Annotated in this window: 13 protein-coding genes; 2 read left to right on the plus strand and 11 right to left on the minus strand. The window is 35.5% G+C overall.

The window, feature by feature from the left end; translation table 11 throughout:
* Nucleotides 1–205: 205 nt before the first annotated feature.
* Nucleotides 206–1,564, plus strand: a complete 1,359-nt coding sequence (locus AAC601_RS18545) for an alanine/glycine:cation symporter family protein (protein WP_303268478.1) — start codon at nt 206–208, stop codon at nt 1,562–1,564.
* A gap of 21 nt (nt 1,565–1,585) precedes the next feature.
* On the opposite strand, the gene AAC601_RS18550 is transcribed toward AAC601_RS18545, so the two are convergent.
* Genes AAC601_RS18550 through AAC601_RS18585 form a run of 8 tightly spaced genes read right to left on the minus strand, consistent with a single transcriptional unit; the run spans nt 1,586 to nt 11,453 of the window.
* Nucleotides 1,586–2,959, minus strand: coding sequence for a glycosyltransferase (locus AAC601_RS18550; protein WP_303268479.1), 1,374 nt, complete (start codon nt 2,957–2,959; stop codon nt 1,586–1,588).
* 6 nt (nt 2,960–2,965) lie between these two features.
* Complete coding sequence (locus AAC601_RS18555) at nt 2,966–4,084, minus strand: class I SAM-dependent methyltransferase (protein ID WP_303268480.1); 1,119 nt, start codon at nt 4,082–4,084, stop codon at nt 2,966–2,968.
* A gap of 18 nt (nt 4,085–4,102) precedes the next feature.
* Nucleotides 4,103–5,119, minus strand: a complete 1,017-nt coding sequence (locus AAC601_RS18560) for an N-acetylneuraminate synthase family protein (RefSeq protein ID WP_303268481.1) — start codon at nt 5,117–5,119, stop codon at nt 4,103–4,105.
* Nucleotides 5,109–5,798, minus strand: coding sequence for an NTP transferase domain-containing protein (locus AAC601_RS18565; protein ID WP_303268482.1), 690 nt, complete (start codon nt 5,796–5,798; stop codon nt 5,109–5,111). The genes AAC601_RS18560 and AAC601_RS18565 overlap by 11 nt, the downstream gene beginning before the upstream one ends.
* Nucleotides 5,795–6,343: an acyltransferase gene (locus AAC601_RS18570; RefSeq protein WP_303268483.1), complete on the minus strand. Its 549-nt coding sequence runs from the start codon at nt 6,341–6,343 to the stop codon at nt 5,795–5,797. Before AAC601_RS18570 ends, AAC601_RS18565 begins: the two co-directional genes overlap by 4 nt.
* Nucleotides 6,336–7,766 (minus strand): hypothetical protein, encoded by a 1,431-nt coding sequence (locus tag AAC601_RS18575; RefSeq protein ID WP_303268484.1) that lies wholly within the window; start codon nt 7,764–7,766, stop codon nt 6,336–6,338. The genes AAC601_RS18570 and AAC601_RS18575 overlap by 8 nt, the downstream gene beginning before the upstream one ends.
* On the minus strand, nt 7,756–9,036 hold the full coding sequence (locus tag AAC601_RS18580) for a hypothetical protein (protein ID WP_303268485.1): 1,281 nt from the start codon (nt 9,034–9,036) through the stop codon (nt 7,756–7,758). Before AAC601_RS18580 ends, AAC601_RS18575 begins: the two co-directional genes overlap by 11 nt.
* A complete protein-coding gene (locus AAC601_RS18585; protein ID WP_340154081.1) occupies nt 9,033–11,453 on the minus strand; it encodes a YfhO family protein in 2,421 nt (806 codons plus the stop codon). The genes AAC601_RS18580 and AAC601_RS18585 overlap by 4 nt, the downstream gene beginning before the upstream one ends.
* Nucleotides 11,454–11,618: 165 nt before the next feature.
* On the opposite strand from AAC601_RS18585, the gene AAC601_RS18590 reads away from it, so the two are divergent.
* Nucleotides 11,619–12,203 (plus strand): hypothetical protein, encoded by a 585-nt coding sequence (locus AAC601_RS18590; RefSeq protein ID WP_303268488.1) that lies wholly within the window; start codon nt 11,619–11,621, stop codon nt 12,201–12,203.
* A 458-nt stretch (nt 12,204–12,661) separates the two neighbouring features.
* On the opposite strand, the gene AAC601_RS18595 is transcribed toward AAC601_RS18590, so the two are convergent.
* The 3 genes from AAC601_RS18595 to AAC601_RS18605 form a co-directional block, all read right to left on the minus strand.
* On the minus strand, nt 12,662–13,843 hold the full coding sequence (locus AAC601_RS18595; protein ID WP_303268490.1) for a sorbosone dehydrogenase family protein: 1,182 nt from the start codon (nt 13,841–13,843) through the stop codon (nt 12,662–12,664).
* Nucleotides 13,844–13,914: 71 nt separating this feature from the next.
* Nucleotides 13,915–16,053 (minus strand): methylmalonyl-CoA mutase, encoded by a 2,139-nt coding sequence (scpA, locus tag AAC601_RS18600; RefSeq protein WP_340154082.1) that lies wholly within the window; start codon nt 16,051–16,053, stop codon nt 13,915–13,917.
* Nucleotides 16,054–16,170: 117 nt separating this feature from the next.
* A complete protein-coding gene (locus tag AAC601_RS18605) occupies nt 16,171–17,976 on the minus strand; it encodes a methylmalonyl-CoA mutase family protein (RefSeq protein ID WP_303268494.1) in 1,806 nt (601 codons plus the stop codon).
* Nucleotides 17,977–18,089: the final 113 nt, after the last annotated feature.

Below are 18,089 nucleotides of genomic sequence, written 5' to 3' on the forward strand. Positions count from 1 at the left end.
AAAATAATAATGCAAACATATACACTATTTATAATCAATCCAAATAAAAATAATTGATTATATTTAGAGTTTTGATTGATAAAAATGATTGGTACTAATCATTTTGTGTAATTTGCTATGCAATTCGATGCATAATTTTTAATTACCAACTCTAGTCCAAATCCTCATTTCTTTACTACTTTAGCAATTCATAGATTTAAAATACATGTCATTAAAAGAAATACTAGTAGGCTTTGGGAATGCAATGTGGGGAACGCCCCTTCTCTTGTTATTGATGGGCGGAGGATTATTTTTCCTTATTTATTCTCGTTTTCTTCCATTTCGATATTTTAAACATGCTGTTCAAATCCTAAGAGGAAAGTATGACGGTGAAAAAAGCGAGGGAGATATTAATCACTATCAGGCGCTTTCAACTGCATTAGCCGCTACAGTAGGGATGGGAAATATTAGTGGAGTTGCTGTTGCTATTACAATGGGAGGTCCAGGTGCAATTTTCTGGATGTGGGTAAGTGCCTTTGTGGGTATGGCTACAAAATTTTTCACTTGTACTTTGGCGGTTATGTTTAGAGGTAAAGATTCTTTAGGGAATTTACAAGGAGGCCCTATGTATGTAATCCGTGAAGGTTTGGGTAAAAAATGGCAACCCTTGGCAGTTTTATTTTGTGTGGCAGGTATGTTTGGGACAATTCCAAGCTTCCAATCCAATCAACTAACAGCAGCTATAGGAGAGGGACTATTGTTGCCATTAGGTATTGAACTGACTTTTGGAATCAAATTAACAATTGGAATTATTTTGGCCATTATTGTGGCGCTGGTGATTTTGGGAGGCATTAAAAGAATTGGAAATGTAGCTGGAAGAATGGTTCCTATGATGGTAGGGATTTATGTAGTAGCCGTAATAGCTATTTTAGCATTGAATTATGAATTAGTACCCCAATATTTGAAACTTATTTTTGTAGATGCTTTCACAGCTAATTCAGTTTTAGGAGGAGCAGTTGGTGCTATTGTGGTTGCAGGTGCCAGAAGAGCCGCTTTTTCAAATGAAGCAGGAATAGGAACAGCTCCGATGGCACATGGTGCAGCCAAAACGAACGAACCGGTTCGTGAAGGTTTGGTGGCGATGATGGGACCAGCCATTGATACTATCATAGTTTGTACTATGACTGCTTTGGCTATTTTGATAACAGGCATATGGCAAGACCATACTGAAGGTATAAGCGGAGTGACGCTTACAATTAAAGCCTTCGATGATTCTCTCTGGGGGGGTAGATATTTGTTGGTACTGGCATTATTTATTTTTGCGATTACATCTCTTTTCAGCTATTCCTATTATGGAGGAAAATGCTTTGCTTATTTGTTTGGTGCTCAGCACATCCGCTGGTATCAATATTTTTATATCGGAATGGTAATCTGGGGATCCATAGCTTCTTTAGGTGCAGTAATAGGTCTGATTGATGGTATGTACGCACTGATGGCTTTTCCTACTATGATTTCGGCATTTATCCTGGCACCTAAGGTCATGAAAGCGGCCAAAGTTTATTTTGCGAAAAGTGATTTACAATAAATGATTAAGTTAAGGCAGTTTTCAGTTTCGAATTAACGGTCGAAATAATTCAAAATCGAACTTGCTAAAGATTCCAAAGGCTGTTTTTTGATCAACTACAATGTGACTAATTCTGCCGCTAGTCATTTTCTTGTTTCTTTTAAAATTTGCGATCGTTGATAAAACGATACCGCCTACCCCTTTATACAGAGCCTCTCTTTCAAGCTTCGTAAATTTTTCTTGTTCCAAAATAGGAGCCAGAGTCTTTCCTGTATGTTGATAATATAATCTATTATCAGGCCTAACGCTTAAAACAGCATCAGATTTAAATAGCGTTAATGTATCTATAGCTTCATCAATAGTTTCTGCTTCCAAAAATGGGAATTCTATAGAGATTGTCATGACAGCATCATAATTTCTGCCATTGTGCTCTTCATAATCTATTGATTGTTGAATAGTATCGTTCAAGCTTTGATTTTTATCAGCATAAGCTTTTGGTCTTTCGATAATAATGATTTTCTCATTTCCATTGAACTTCTCAACAGCATGCCTTAAAATGTCCTCATCTGCGCTGGAAATCACTAAATGACTGAGTTTGTTACTTGCTAAACAAGCTTGGACTTTCCTTTCTAATAGACTTCTACCTTCAATTTCAAAAAGTGGAAGATTAATGTTATCGATGAAAGTGTTTCTCACTGGAATGATTCCTAAAGTTGATGGAGATTTGAAGTTTTCATCTACAAATACTGATTTGATTTGCTTACGGGTTTTTAAGATTTTATCCTCATTAGTAGTCAAGTTTTGTCCATGCCGTCTATAGGAGAATAGGGGCTCGTTTATGTTACTTACTTTATGATGAGTGATGAATTTGATCCAAAGATCATAACCATCTTGGCACGTAAAGCTTTCGTTGTATCCGCCCAATGATTTTAAAAACTCAAGGCGAATCATTGTACAAGCACCGTGCGCAGGTTGGTCGTACAGAGATACTTCTTTCTCGAAATTATGACGTTGTTCTAATCCCGTACGGTTTCCATCTGCATCTACATAATAGTAGTCAGGAAAAACTAGGCCCAATCTAGCATCTTTTTCCAATGCAAGGCTCATTTTTTCTAGTGCTGTTTTTTCCAAGAAATCATCAGCATCTAAACGCATCAAGTATTGACCATTTGCGGCACGCATCGCTACGTTATTGGTAATATTCAGCCCTTTGTTTTGCTGATAAATTATAGAGATTTGGTCCTGTCCTCTGTAGTTTTCGATAATAGCTTTACTATCATCAGTAGATCCATCATCAATTATGAAAAGCTCAAAGTCTTTCATTGATTGCGCTAAAACACTTTCAATGGCTGTTTGAATGTACTTTTCATAATTGAAATTGGTTATATATACAGTAACTAATGGACGATTTCCCATAGTGATTTATGATTTAAACGGGACCCCAGCCAGCGTAATTCCGTCTGAAAATATATTTTCATCTACAAATTGTTGTAATTCCATTTGAACAGAGCCGGTTTTGGTGAAAGCATCATAAGCACCAGTTTTTGTAGATATTTGCATTAATGTCTCGTAAACATCCATTCCGTAGTACCAAACTGCTGCTGGTTTGAACTTGTTTTTGTAATACAACTCTGATGCTGAAGCATCTGTGAATGCCATAATGTGCCCCATAGGGTCTAAATGCCTAATGACGGTATCAGTTGATAATTGCTGTATGGCACTACTCAGTGAATGCCATCTTGGAAGTTTTGAAATTACCATACCCGCATCGCTCTTGGATACGATATCATAAGCTTTCTCCAATATCGCAGATGGATTTGGAGTGTGTTCTAATAATCCCCAAAAAGTCACGATATCATAACCATCATAATCGCTTTCTATTTTGAGGAAGTCTCTGCTATCAAGATCAATACCCCAGATTTCCTTCGAAAAATCACGACTTGACTGGCTTAATTCAATGCCGTCAGCGGCTATTCCTTCTCTCCGACAAGCTTCCACAAAATGTCCAGCGCCTGAACCAACATCTAGGATTTTTTTAGGCTTTCGTCCATGGGCTTTTTCAAAAACTTCCATAGTCCATTTTAACCAGGGAACTGCAATAGCATTTAATCGTGATTCGGCAGCGGTTTTATCAGTATAAGTAGCTGCATATGTGATATCATTAAGGTAGAAGCCTTCAATTGCGCTTTTTGACGGTCTTTCTAGCACATATACATGTGTGCAATTATTACACATGGCATATTTCGCCCCATAGATATTAGTTTTTAATTCTGTATTTTGCGAGGATTCACTACAAACAGGGCAAGCTTCTACTGGCTCTGTGTTTTCAGGCTTATAAATATCAGTTCGGCTTTCCTTATAGTAAGCTTGATTTTTTTTAAGTTTTTCAACGATATTTTTTTTCAATGCTAGAAGATCTGTTTTTTTACCTAAATAAGTATCTACTTCAAACTGTTCGGCAGCATCTTTTTCAGTTCTTATCCACTGTTCTTGATTTCTTTCCCCTTTTTTTGACATTGGGGTCAATCTCATCCAATCCATAATTTTTATTTATGTGGGTTATTCAAAATAATCCCAACTTAATTTCTGATATTTTTCTAAATCTTGTAATGCTTTTTTACCAATTAATTGGTCGTATTCCCTAGCATCAATTCCATGAAATGGTCTTAATACTGTTAAGTCTTTTTCACTTAAAATTTCTCCTTTTTTAATGTCTTTTAATGGATACACCGCCCTTCGAAATGATTTGTCGTGCCCATTATTTATTTCAATTGGCAAGGCTTTCTTTTCTGAGGCACCTTTCAAGGTATTGATTAATTTAATTTTCTGAATTAATTCCTGCACCTCGTCTTTGGTAAGCGATACTTTATGATCCCTGAAAGTTTTGCCAGTTCTATCGTCTGTAAAATGAAATTCCAACACTTCAGCACCCATAGCAACTGCAATTTCCATAGCATAATTACCTTCTGTATGATCTGAATATCCAACGGCACAATTTAATAATTCCTTAAAGCGATGCATCACATTTAAATTGGCATCAGAATTATTGATAGGGTACATAGAAGTACATTGCAAAACCGCTATGTTTTCTTCGTTTTTGTAGAAGTCATTTTGTTGCCTTAAAAAGTCAATGGCTTCTACCACTTCCTTCTCGCTTGCTAATCCAGTTGAAATCAAAATAGGCTTTTGATATTTTGCTAATTCCCTCAACATCGGGTATGCAGTCAAATCACCAGAACCCACTTTGAAAAAATCCATATAAGGATTTATCCACTCCAATGCATCAAAATTCCATACTGAGGCAGTATAGCCCACTTTTTGATTATGGCACATTTCTGCTAATTCAATATGTTGCTCTGGATTTAACTCAAATTTTTTGAAATGCTGGTTTCGGTCAGGACTTTCCAGTTTACTTACCAATCCATCGCCTGTGTATATTTGAAATTTTACATAATCAGCACCAGAATCAATTGCTAATTGGGTTAGTTTTTTGGCATATTCAAAATTACCTTCATGATTACCGCCAATTTCTGCAATTAACAACGGGCCGTGCTTTCCCTTCCAATTATTCTGCATTCAAATACATTTTTGTTATAGCCTTCCAATCATAAGTAAAATGAGGATTGTCCATATTTTTTATGATTGAACTTACAAAGTTAAAATCATTTTGGGTATCTACCGCCATTTTTAAACCTTTTGCTTCTTCCATTTCTTTATTTTTGAAGAAATGAAACTTACCCAGATTTTCATTCTCATAAAAATATAGTGTAACATGCTCTCGATGAGATTCTTCTTTAAATTTTTTGATTTGCTGCTGATAAAATGAAGAAGAAACTACTTCCACGCTCATGCCTGTTGGGAACGTTCTGCCTTTTACGTTGGATACAAAGTCGTAATTATTTTCCAATGCTAAATCAATTGCTTTATCTACCAATTGTGCATCCGTAAAAATATTATCACCATTTATTCTCACCCCATAATCAAAATTGAAATGTTGCAAGCAATCTGCAAATCTTTGGCTTACATTTTTCAAATCACCTTTAAAATATGGGATATTGTGCTTTTCACAATATTCAACTATTGGCTCATCGGTAACTTGGTTTGAAGTGGCAATCACTATGTTTTTATGGTAGTTGGATTGTTGCAACCTTTCAAGAATGTAAGCGAGCAATGGTTTTCCATTGATTTCTTTTAATATTTTCCCTGGCAATCTGGAAGAATTAAATCGGCAAATGACTATAATCCCTACTTTCATTTTCTTTCACTGATTTTCTTAGCTGGAATTCCACCAAAGATTTCATTACTTTTTATATGCCCTGATACTACTGCTCCTGCGGCAATTACTGCCCCATCTTCAATGGTAGTTCCTTTTAAAATTTTTGCTCCAGTTCCAATCCAAACATCATTGCCAATGGAAACTGGATCCGTGACATTTGGCTGTTGGTTGATAAGTGTTCCTTTTTTTGCAGTGTGATCACTATCCACTATATAAACAAATGGAGCAATCAGGCAATCATCTCCAATTTTGATGTTTTCTGAGGCAAAAATAAAGGTATGAAATCCAACGGTAGCGTTTTTACCTATGCTAATTTTAGCCGTTTCATTGCAAGCACAAATGCGACTTCCTTCTTTTAAAACTGCATAATTATCAATAGAAATGTTTTTAGGAAAACGCTGTAATTCTACATTTTTATCAAAGAAAACCTGTTCTCCTAAAAAGCCAATTCGCTTTCTTTCTTGGAATGATCGCCAACGGTTTTTCCAAGTAAACTTCAAATGTTTTCTTAACTGACTAGCCATTTTGTTGCTGATTCACAAAATCTAAAGGGAAAATTGATTCCCAATCCTGCTTATTTAATTTTTCCTCAATATGGTGTTTTTTGTAGAATTCATCCATAGTCTTCCAATATTCTTTTCTCCTGCTTTCAAAGCCGGTTAAATTCATGCTCTCAAAAACATAAATCGTCTTTCTAAAATAGGGCAGCTTGGCAAATATGTTTTTATTGAAAAAATATTTACCAAAATGCATTAAAAAGTATAGCCTTAGATGACGGAGGTTAAGTTTGGGTTTTGATTCCCCAGGTTCAATTTTATTTAAAGTTTTAATTAAAAAATAGAGCGCTCGCAAATGATTTTTACCATCTGCATAACCTATGGTATCATGAATTAAAAATGCTCTGTTTTTTTGGAGCTCAGGCCGACTAAATATTTTGATGTCTTGAGTAATGTAGTATTCATCGATTACCTCTTGAAGTTCTGTGTAATTAGAAACCTTTGGAGAGCCAATATGAAGGTTGTTTCTAGGGAAATCGGTTCCATCATTAATTAAAATAGTTTGTTTTCCTAACATCCAGCCTTCTAATGATGTGGTGGTCTCAAATCCCATCCAAAAATCCGATACATTGATAAGGTCATGTATTTGCTCTTTATGCCAAAAATACAATACATTGTCATAGTCCAGTAACTCATTCATTTCGTTTGGCCCTTCGGATAAATCAGATTCAAATGCTTCTTTGGGATGTCTTTTAAAAACGAATAGAATGTCAGGATTATTTTCAATGGCTAGCTTCAGTATGTCTCGAACATATACTCTGTATTTTTTCACCCATTCGAAACGTTTTTCTTTATCATTTGGGAAAATATGGTTTAATGCAACATCCTTATGAGCGCTGTATATCTTTCCAAATCCCCAACCAGCGTAGCCAATAATTTTGGTGTATTTTTCTTTGTTATATTTTTTTAGAAAAACATCTCTTTGCATGAATTTTCCATAAACATATCGGTCAAATCCTGTTGCGCCAGTCAATACAATTTTCTCCTTTTGCTCATTTGGAGCTATTTTCTTTATAAATTCTTGCGTTCTTTCAGACCAACATGTAACCCATTCTTGATAAAAGAATTGATCTTTATTGTACCCCCAATATGGAAAGCTTCCATCTGTTCTAAAATTACCTTCTGATTCTAAGGCAAAAACCTTAATTCCGCATTGGTAGGCATATTTTGCTATTTCAAAATACATATGATGCCCTTTTGCGTTTGGTAAAATAATTAAATCTGGTTTTTCTATTTTAATCTTATGGATATCCCATATAAACAATACTGTAAGTTCACAATTAATAGCCTTTTCCAAGCCGTATAAAACAGGAAGTACTATTTCTGTATCCCTGCCCACAGCTTTATCAAGAAAACAAAATATCTTTAACTTTTTGGGCTTATTGTTCATGGATTTCATTCAGGTAATGAGATATCTTTTGCGTTTGTTGTTTATTGGAGTATGTCTCTATTTCTTTTTTATCCACATTTATTGCGTTAGGTTTTTGAATCAAATCTTCAATAAAATTCCTAATTCCTTTTATATCTTCATATTCAAAACTACTTCCAATTTTACACTTATTAATAATTTTGGAGGCATCGCCATTGGATTTCCCTAAGCATAGAATGGGATTGTACGTACGTAAATATTCATATAATTTACCTGGTAATCTACCCTCTGCATTATCAGCTTTATTTAAAGGTAATAATAGTAGATGGGCATTCATTGCTAATTGTAAAGATCGTTTTCTTGATATTATTCCTTTGTAAATTACTTCGATTTTTGAGTTGTCGTTCAACTCCTTCTGTACCTGTTGATCAACTTGCCCAGCAAGTATAATTCTAATTTTCCTATTAGTTTCAATTTTCGATAATTCGTCAATTAATCCTACAGGGTTTCTATCAATTCCTAGTAAACCAATATGGACTATATCAAAATATTCATCATTTTGATTTTTCTCTAAGGATTTGAAATCGTCCTCATCATAGCCATAATAAATCACATCCACGTTTTTTGCTCCAATTGACTCCAGTTCTTTTTTCCAAGTAGGGCTGGCTATGGTGATTTTTTTTGCTTGCTGAAAAATACCCTGCTCCATTATTGAATGTATTTTATCAGCAAATTTTGTAATATACATCATCTGGTAATAATCAGCTTGTGTCCATGGGTCTTGAAAATCAGCTAACCAAGGAATTTCTAAATCTTTTGATAGAAAGTAAGCAATTCGGTTATTGGTATGTGGGGGACCATCAGAGAATATTGCATCAACAGGATTAACCTTCAGATATTTTTTTAAATATTTCACTGAAGGATTAATCCAAAGACTTCTAGCATCTGGAATAAAGAAATTTCCCCTAATCCAAATGCCTAATTTGTCTAAGAAGTTTTGCTTTTTATCACGAACCTGCACTATGGAATTCAATGCGTCTTCTTTTTTTCTTCTGGTAAGCCATTTAAAAACTTTAAATGGTTCAATTATAGGCTGTTTCAAAATGGTAATCCCTTTGGGGATATCATCATATCCTCCCTCATCATAATAAGGGTAATGGGCATTTTCAGCAGTATAAATTACTGGCTCCCAACCAAATTCTCTTAAATATTTAGCGATTTTTAATGACCTTAATACACTTATCCCTCCAGACGGTGGCCAATAATAAGTAATGATCAATACTTTTTTCATAAGGATTTCCTAATCTGATAAGCTAACCCTCCAATTAATAAAATAAAGATCACAATTGAACTTCCCAACATCACCTTGTTACCGATAAAGTAAGCATCTGGCTTAAAGTCAAATCTAATTTCATGATTGCCAGACGGGATTTCCAAGCCTCTTAAAACATAATTTACTTGAAGGATATCAGTTTCTTTACCATCAATATATGCTTTCCATCCTTTGGGATAATAAATTTCTGAAAACACTGCTAAACCATTTGAATTATTATTACTGGTGTAAATTAATTCGTTTGGAGCATAAGAAATCAGTTCTATTTCACCTTTTGAAATTACCTCCTGCGATAAATCAAATCGATCAGTATTGACAACTGCTTCTTGCTTTGTATTTATATTTCCCAATTTTTCGATTTCTTCATCCGGATTTGAAACTGTTTTAACCTCTTCTACAAACCATGCATTTCCATTTGCTTGCTGATTTGGGATTACTTGTCCAGCTTGGTTACCGAATTTGATATATTTTGTATTGAGCATGTTGATGATCCCGAAATTGGATAAGTCAGAATCACCACTTCGTAATTTTTCCACCATTATGCTCATCTCATTTTGCAAATGATTTTCTATCAAATCTTGATATCTCCTCATTTTCGCCCCGTGATAACCGCCAACGGAGGAATGATAATAAGAGGTACGAGCTTCATTGAATGGGTTGTTGAGATTTAACACCCTGTAATGTCCGTCATCTTGCAAAATTCTTTTATCTGCTTCGGTTTTAGTTATCAATTCACCTCTATTTTCCTTTACAAAGTTATCTTCATTTAAGTATCTTTTTGAAACTGGAATTAAATCAATTGCTATAACTGCCACTACTAATCCGATTGCAAGACCATCTTTGAGTTTATTTTCTTTCCAAAAATAAAGAATCCCCCCTGTTGCGATGATAAAAAAGAAAGAACGGAAAGCATCAGTTCTTAACATAGATGCCCTTTGTTCTCTAATCAAATCCACTAACCAAGGTTGATCACCTAACTGCGCATCTACTGCTCCACGGAATCCCATCATAAAGGAGCCTATTACGAATAACAAACATAAACCTGCAGCTATTGCTATTGTAGTCAAAAACTGTTTTTTTACCTTAGGCCAATTAGCATTTCTCAATTCCTTGATTCCTAAGAAACCTAAAAGAGGCATACATAAAAAAGGCATAGCCACAGTCATGGAGACTGCGCGAAATTTATTGTAGCCAGGGAAATAATCAAACATAAAGTAGTTGAACACTTCAAAGTTTTTTCCCCAAGAAAGAATGATGCCTAGTGCTGATGCAGTAACTAGCCACCATTTAATTGGACCTTTGACAAAAATTATTCCCAGTATAAATAAGAATATAATAATAGCTCCCATATAATAGGGGCCACTAGTGAAAGGCTGATCCCCCCAATAGGTTGGAACATTTTTCACAAAGGACCGGATTTGTCCAGTTCCAGCGCCTCTGGATTGTAATCCTTTTGCTAAATCTGAATCCGTTGATATTTCTTCTTGACTAGCTCCTCCAAAAAAATTAGGGATTAAAAAAGTAAAAGGTTCCATTATTCCATTACTCCATGCAAAAGCATAACTTCGATCTAATCCACCTGAGGATTCAGTATTTGAACTTAATTCTGCTTCTCCTCTAATTGAATATTTCCCGTATTCATAAGCAGTCCAAACTTTACCAAGATTCGCACCCAAACCAAGCAATACGGCAATAGCCAGAACTCCAATAGCTTTTCCAAAATCAGGCAAGGTTTTATTTTTGATGGCGGCTATTAATTGTAAGAGTCCAAATACTAAAACTACCAATAATAAATAATAGGTGATTTGAAGATGGTTAGAACGGATTTCTAATGCCATCGTGAGCGCTGTAATTATAAAAGCCCATAAATACTTCTTTTGAAAGGCTAGGACAATTCCTGCCAATACAGCTGGCATCCAACTAATAGCGGCTACTTTCCAAATGTGGCCTGCTTCCACTGAAATCAGAAAAAAGCTATTGAGCCCGTATGCCAATCCTCCTCCTATTGCTAAATATGGGTTCACTTTAAAAACTAAAAGCAGTATATAAAATGACAACATTGCAATAAATGTATGGCTAGCTGGGGTAGGGATTATTTTTTCTATAGTTCTAGGGATATATTTCAGTAACTCCCCTGACCATTGAACATTGATCAAATAAGCAGGCATTCCACTGAACATGCTGTTGGTCCATAATGCTTCCTCACCTGTCTGTTCGCGAAATTCGTTTATTTCCTGATTGGCACTTTTCCCTTGAATAACATCATTTTGATTGAGTTCCTGATTTTCCATAAAGATGGGCCAATACATAAATATATTTATGATTATGAATATGACAACGGCAACAATATGAGGCGTGAAATTTTTAATGTTCATTTTACAATGGTTTTTGGAAATACAATTATAGTTATTTCTTTATCCCGTACCAAGATGATAACTTTGAAAGCCTTTAATTTAAAGCCTTATTACTTGATTTAGATAATTTAATCTATTTGATTAACTTGTAATTATACTTTTTATTCAATTCAAAATATTTTAAAAATGAAACTACTTTTCCTGCTTCCAATTTTTATTTTTAGCCTTTTATCATGTCAGGCCCAAATCCCTGATAAAGAAGGTCAGATTGCTGCTGCTGTGCAAGCAGCTCCACCAGAAAAACAGGCAGGGGCTACTGTTTATGGTTTTGATAAAGATGGTAATAAGGTTCTTTTGCGAGAAGGAACAAACGAGCAAATTTGCATAGCAGATGATCCCAATAAAGAAGGGTTTAGTGTTGCTTGTTATCATAAAGATCTTCATCCATTTATGAAAAGAGGAGATGAATTAAGAGCGGAAGGCAAAAGACCTGATGCAATCTTTGAGATTAGAGAAAAAGAGGCGAAATCTGGTGAACTAAAAATGCCTGAAAATCCAACTACTCTTCATGTTTTATCAGGAAAAGAGGGGAAATATAATGTTGAGACTGGTAAAGTTGACAATGCTAATTTGCGATATGTTGTTTATATTCCGTTTGCCACAGCAGAATCAACCGGCTTGCCAATCCGACCCTTGGTACCCGGTGGTGCATGGATTATGAACCCTGGAACTCATCGAGCACATATTATGATTACACCTCCGAATGATTGATAAGTACTGTTTCCAATTTAGGAAGCAGACCTAGCACTAATTGAACTATTTATAATTGTGGATTAAGTGTATAAACAATATTTCAAGACAAATAATAATGCTTTTAGTATTAAATGAAGCTAATGAAATATCTCGACCACTTCTGAGGAACTCGGAAAGGCGGGAGGGGGGAGAGTTTAGCGGGCCTGCTTGCTCAGACAAGCCAGCGTTGGAGTTGTGCGTAGGTGCATTAAACTTTCTTGATTTTTTCTATCTTTTTTATCAAGAAAAAAGATTGGAAGAAACTTAAAGCCATATGCCTGGACTGCTACAGTATTGGTATTATAATTCTATGGCATTGTAGAAAATATTTGTAAAATTTAATCTTCAAGGTGATAAAAAACCTTTGAAAATTTTAGCAAAAAAAAGGTTGAGTTTTGAATAACTCAACCTTTTCTATTTTTAAATTAGAACTAAAATTATCCTTTATATGTCACTTTATAAATCAGTCCTCTTAAGTCATCTGATATTAGCATTTCGCCTTTATCATTTAATATAACATCCACAGGTCTGCCCCAAGCATCTTGCTCTTCGTGATTTAACCAACCGTCTATGAAAGTTTCATAAGTAGGTTCACCGGCATCAGTGTTGCTCACCATCTGAATTCGATAGCCTATTTTTTTAGAACGATTCCAACTACCGTGCTCTGCTATGAAAATTTGGTTTATATATTTTTCAGGAAATAAATCAGCAGTATAGAACTTGATTCCCAGTGGGGCTACGTGAGGGCCAAGGTTTCTGTAAGGCTTTTTAAATTCATCACAGTCTCTCAAGCCTCCAAACTCAGGATCAGGTATGTCACCTCCATGGCAAAAAGGATAGCCAAAATGCTGTCCTTTTTCTGTGGCAACATTAAGTTCACATGGAGGTATATTATCACCCATCATATCTCTGCCATTATCAGTGAAGTATAAATCCTGAGTTTCAGGATGCCAGGTAAAACCTACTGAATTTCTAACTCCCTCTGCGTATACCTCCATTTCAGTTCCATCAGGATTCATTCGAGTAATGCTGGCATAAATGGGTTTATCAGGGTTATTGCAAATATTGCATGGCGCACCAACTGGTACATATAATTTTCCATCAGGGCCAAAAGCAATATATTTCCAACCGTGATGCTTGTCTGTTGGATAATCGTCAAAAATCACCTCGTAAACCGGGCTTTCTAAATTGTTCTCAATGTCTGAAAACTTTAAGATTCTGTTTACCTCAGCCACGTACAAATCACCATCTTTAAAGGCAACTCCATTTGGCATATTTAAGCTGTCAGCCAAAATATATTTTTTATCTGCTATTCCATCTCCATCGGTGTCTTGCACCGCATAAACTTTATCTTCTCCTCTGTTCCCAACAAACAAAGTTCCATTTTCGGATAATGCCATTGAGCGTGCATTTTCAACTTCAGCATAAATGGAAATTTCAAATCCTTCTGGTAAGTTTAGTGTAGATAATAAACTATCATTAACGGCTCTTAATGAGTCTATTTGTACTGTCTTTTTTATTTCAGTCTCTGATACATTTGTTTTTTCTTCAGTATTACCTCCACAGGCATATATGAGTACAAGTGATAATACAGTTAAAACAACTTTTATTTTTCTCATGAATGTAAGTTTTATTTTTTTTGATTATTTATAAATTTCGTCTACTAATTAATTTCTTAGTTTCGGGTATATTAAACTTCTTCCTCCTCAGACATCAATTTCTCCAAAATCTGACTTGCTGCTTTCGCAATATTTGTACCCGGACCAAATACGGCACTTACTCCAGCATCATACAAGTAATCATAGTCTTTTGGCGGAATTACACCTCCTGCAATTACCATAATATCTTCTCTGCCAATCCTTTTAAGTTCGTTGATCAATTTAGGAATTAGCATTTTATGTCCGGCTGCTAAACTTGATGCTCCCACAATATGTACATCATTTTCAGCTGCTTGCATGGCTGATTCTTCTGGGGTTTGGAAAAGTGGCCCAATGTCCACATCAAAGCCTAAATCAGCAAAGCTGGTAGCAATTACTTTAGCACCTCTGTCATGTCCATCTTGTCCCATTTTTGCTATTAATATTCTAGGTCTTCTACCTTCTAATTGTGCAAATTGATTAGCTAGTTTTTGAGCTTTTTTAAAGTCATCACTGTTTCCAGCTTCACCAGAATAAACTCCCTGAATAGAGCGGATTGTAGCTTTATGTCTTCCAAATGATTCTTCCATCGCATCTGATATTTCTCCCAAAGTGGCTCTTTTTCTTGCCGCCTCAACAGCAAATTCCAATAAGTTACCTTTTCCGGTTTTAGCACATTCAGCTAAATCCACTAAAGCCTTTTGAGCTGCTTTTGCATTTCTGTCGGCTTTTAACTTTTCTAATCGTTTTACTTGAGATTTCAAAACCGCTGTATTATCAACCTCTCGTAATTCTATATCACTTTCCTCTTCAGTTCTATAGCGATTAATCCCTACAATTACTTCACGACCCGAATCAATACCCGCCTGCTTTCTGGCCGAAGCTTCCTCTATTCTCATTTTAGGCAATCCAGATTCAATGGCTTTGGTCATGCCGCCCATTTCCTCAACTTCTTCAATCAATTTCCAAGCCTTTTTAACAAGCTGATCAGTAAGGAATTCTACATAATATGAGCCTCCCCAAGGATCAACGGTTTTAGTAATCTGAGTTTCATGTTGCAAAAATAATTGTGTATTACGCGCTATTCTTGCTGAGAAATCAGTAGGTAAAGCAATAGCTTCATCTAAAGCATTAGTATGTAAAGATTGTGTATGTCCAAGTGCAGCCGCTTTTGCTTCAATATAAGTCCTTGCCACATTATTGTAAGGGTCTTGCTCTGTCAAGCTGTAGCCGGAAGTTTGGCTGTGAGTCCTTAAGGCCAAAGATTTAGGGTTTTCAGGATTAAATTGTTTGACAATTTTCGCCCACAATAGTCTTCCAGCTCTCATTTTGGCAATTTCCATAAAATGATTCATACCAATAGCCCAGAAGAAGGATAGGCGGGGAGCAAATTCATCGATTTTTAATCCTGATTTTAAACCTGCCCTGATATATTCTAATCCGTCAGCTAAAGTATATGCCAATTCCAAATCAGCAGTAGCACCCGCTTCATGCATATGGTAGCCACTGATACTGATAGAATTGAATTTGGGCATATTCTTACTACTATATTCAAAAATATCGGAAATAATTTTCATAGAAGGCTTCGGTGGATATATGTAAGTATTCCTGACCATAAATTCCTTCAAGATATCATTTTGAATGGTTCCTGAAAGTTGCTCAGGTTTCACACCCTGTTCCTCCGCAGCCACAATGTAAAAGGCCATAACCGGGATTACGGCACCATTCATGGTCATTGAAACTGACATCTTATCTAGGGGTATTTGGTCGAACAGAATTTTCATGTCCAAAATGCTGTCAATTGCCACTCCCGCTTTTCCTACATCTCCTTCTACTCTTGGATGATCTGAGTCATATCCTCTATGAGTGGCTAAATCAAAAGCTACGGAAAGCCCTTTTTGTCCAGCGGCAAGATTTTTTCGATAGAATTCATTGGATTCTTCTGCAGTGGAAAAACCTGCATATTGACGGATAGTCCAAGGTCTTTGTACGTACATGGTGCTGTAGGGGCCTCTTAAATAAGGTGCTTTTCCAGCTATAAATCCAATATGCTCAGCATCTTTAATAGTGGAAGCATCAATTATGGGCGGAACCGAAATGCTCTCTGCAGTTTTCCAATCTGCTCTTGAATCGGGCTTGCTTTCAGCTTTATCAGTATTTATTGTTTTTATTCGTGAAAAATCAGGTTTCATATGTTAATGATTTCTGTTTAGTTGCCACAAGTTGTCCCGTATTTATCGGGATGGAATTCGCAATAAATATTCTTCAGGCAGTAAATTTAAATTCGCTCTTGAATATTTATCGTCATTTCATATCAGCGCTATTCCTAAGTCTTTTAATAATTGGTCTAAAAATTTCTTTGTATCAGCATTTCTATTGATACAAGCATACAAACCGGAATCTTGTAATTCGGCTTCGTTTGGCTCTTGGCCAGCTATCAAAACTAATCCCTTCTGTTTAGCAATAAACTTTGACAAATTTTTAGGAGTTTCGGCATAACACAAGACAATGATCTTGGCCTTCTTATCCATTGACGTTTCTTCATCTAAATCTTTAATAATTTTTTCAGAAGAAATGCCAATTCCTGCTATTCCTAAAAAACTGTATGCAAAATCTGATTTTGCTTTGCTAATTGCATCAGTGCCGAGCAAAACTATTTGAGCCATTGGTCGAGCATTCTCACCTTTTTCTTCAACTAGTTTTTCCACTCGGTATCGCATATGTTCGATTGTAGAGGTAAGTCTTTTAGCCTCCAGACTTTTGCCACTTTCTTCAGTATCTAGATAGGCACTGATTTTTTCTCCTATTAGCTGATAAGTATTGGCACCTACCATCAAATTTTTGCGAGCCCATAAGTTTTGTTCTGCTTTCGCTGCATCAGTATCAATGATTTGATGAATATTCCCATTCTCAAAATGATGGTCATAGGAACCATCTTCTTCAAGTTCTAGGAATAATTTCCACGAAGCAGAAGATATTTCTTTAATGAGAGTTTCAATATAATAACTCCCCTTGCTTGGGTCCACAATCTTATCTAAATGAGATTCTTCTTTTAATATGTTTGATATGTTTAAGGCAATTCTTTTAAAGGTGGGACTGGATGGTTTTCCTGCTGATTCATCATGCGGCTGAACCCAAAGACTCGTGCATCCACCCATTACTGAAGCCATGGCCTCATTGGTATTGCGTAAAAGGTTAACGTTAAAATCTAAAGCCGATTTTGTCCTAATACTAGTGTTACAATGAATGAAAATATCATCAGGTCCAATTTTGCTATTATAAGCTTCAGCTATTTTTAAAAGATTAAACTTAAATGCTTTTAATTTTGCAATCTCAAAAAAGTAATTGCTGCCTACCGCAAAAGAAAAAATTGTAGATTTCAATATTTTGTTGAGTTCTAGTTTTAAATCAGTTAATTTATCAAAGAACTCAACTGATTTTGCTAGCAATAACCCCAACTCATTAGTAATATTGGATCCTGAATTATGAAATAAGTTACTGCTGATACATAACGGCTTGAAATCTGGGTATTCATCCGAATGTCGGATTAGCTCTGCAATGTTTTCGAAATCTTTAGCATTAATCCCTATAATTCCAGCATCTCGTCCTTCTATAATGTCGCAATGATAAAAACCGCTTATTTTTTTGCTATCGATACCGTGAGCACTTATGTAATTCAAATATTGAGAAATCAAGGAGTAAAAAGGATCATTTGATTCAAATGAAATCATGCAGTACTCTGGCTGTATATCTTTTAATAATGTATCTAGATTAATGTCGGCTTTTTCAATCACAAAAATAATTCCTTCAGCCCCTCCATTTAATGCTTCCAATGCAGATAGATTAGCCTCTTTTTCGGACTTGACCACTACCTTTGATTGGTTGGCCCAATAACGGGCTGGTAGAGCATCGTTGAACTTTTGTACCTGGTTTTGAATGTTAACTTTTGAGTCCTCCGAAGTATCTTTATGATAAAACGGTTTAATAGAAATGCCCTCTGGAGTTTTGGTGATCAGATTTTCAAAAGGTTTGTCTTTTAATTCCTTTAGAATTTGATTTTTCCAGTCTATCGCAGAACTTTTATCAAAATCTTCAAATAATTTTGTATTACTCATTTTCAATTTTGTCGTTTCAATAGTTAAAGTTAACACTTTTCATTCTAGCAATAAACGATAAATTTATAAAAGGTATTTAAATCAAGATCTTTAACTATTTTCTTGCACGGTGT

Source organism: uncultured Marivirga sp., assembly GCF_963974845.1.
GTDB lineage: Bacteria > Bacteroidota > Bacteroidia > Cytophagales > Cyclobacteriaceae > Marivirga > Marivirga harenae.

What these genes read in the sequence shown, in the direction of transcription:
- AAC601_RS18545 (WP_303268478.1), top strand. Translation starts at nt 206, where the DNA reads ATGTCATTAAAAGAAATACTAGTAGGCTTTGGGAATGCAATGTGGGGA.
- AAC601_RS18550 (WP_303268479.1), bottom strand. Translation starts at nt 2,959, where the DNA reads ATGGGAAATCGTCCATTAGTTACTGTATATATAACCAATTTCAATTAT.
- AAC601_RS18555 (WP_303268480.1), bottom strand. Translation starts at nt 4,084, where the DNA reads ATGGATTGGATGAGATTGACCCCAATGTCAAAAAAAGGGGAAAGAAAT.
- AAC601_RS18560 (WP_303268481.1), bottom strand. Translation starts at nt 5,119, where the DNA reads ATGCAGAATAATTGGAAGGGAAAGCACGGCCCGTTGTTAATTGCAGAA.
- AAC601_RS18565 (WP_303268482.1), bottom strand. Translation starts at nt 5,798, where the DNA reads ATGAAAGTAGGGATTATAGTCATTTGCCGATTTAATTCTTCCAGATTG.
- AAC601_RS18570 (WP_303268483.1), bottom strand. Translation starts at nt 6,343, where the DNA reads ATGGCTAGTCAGTTAAGAAAACATTTGAAGTTTACTTGGAAAAACCGT.
- AAC601_RS18575 (WP_303268484.1), bottom strand. Translation starts at nt 7,766, where the DNA reads ATGAACAATAAGCCCAAAAAGTTAAAGATATTTTGTTTTCTTGATAAA.
- AAC601_RS18580 (WP_303268485.1), bottom strand. Translation starts at nt 9,036, where the DNA reads ATGAAAAAAGTATTGATCATTACTTATTATTGGCCACCGTCTGGAGGG.
- AAC601_RS18585 (WP_340154081.1), bottom strand. Translation starts at nt 11,453, where the DNA reads ATGAACATTAAAAATTTCACGCCTCATATTGTTGCCGTTGTCATATTC.
- AAC601_RS18590 (WP_303268488.1), top strand. Translation starts at nt 11,619, where the DNA reads ATGAAACTACTTTTCCTGCTTCCAATTTTTATTTTTAGCCTTTTATCA.
- AAC601_RS18595 (WP_303268490.1), bottom strand. Translation starts at nt 13,843, where the DNA reads ATGAGAAAAATAAAAGTTGTTTTAACTGTATTATCACTTGTACTCATA.
- scpA (WP_340154082.1), bottom strand. Translation starts at nt 16,053, where the DNA reads ATGAAACCTGATTTTTCACGAATAAAAACAATAAATACTGATAAAGCT.
- AAC601_RS18605 (WP_303268494.1), bottom strand. Translation starts at nt 17,976, where the DNA reads ATGAGTAATACAAAATTATTTGAAGATTTTGATAAAAGTTCTGCGATA.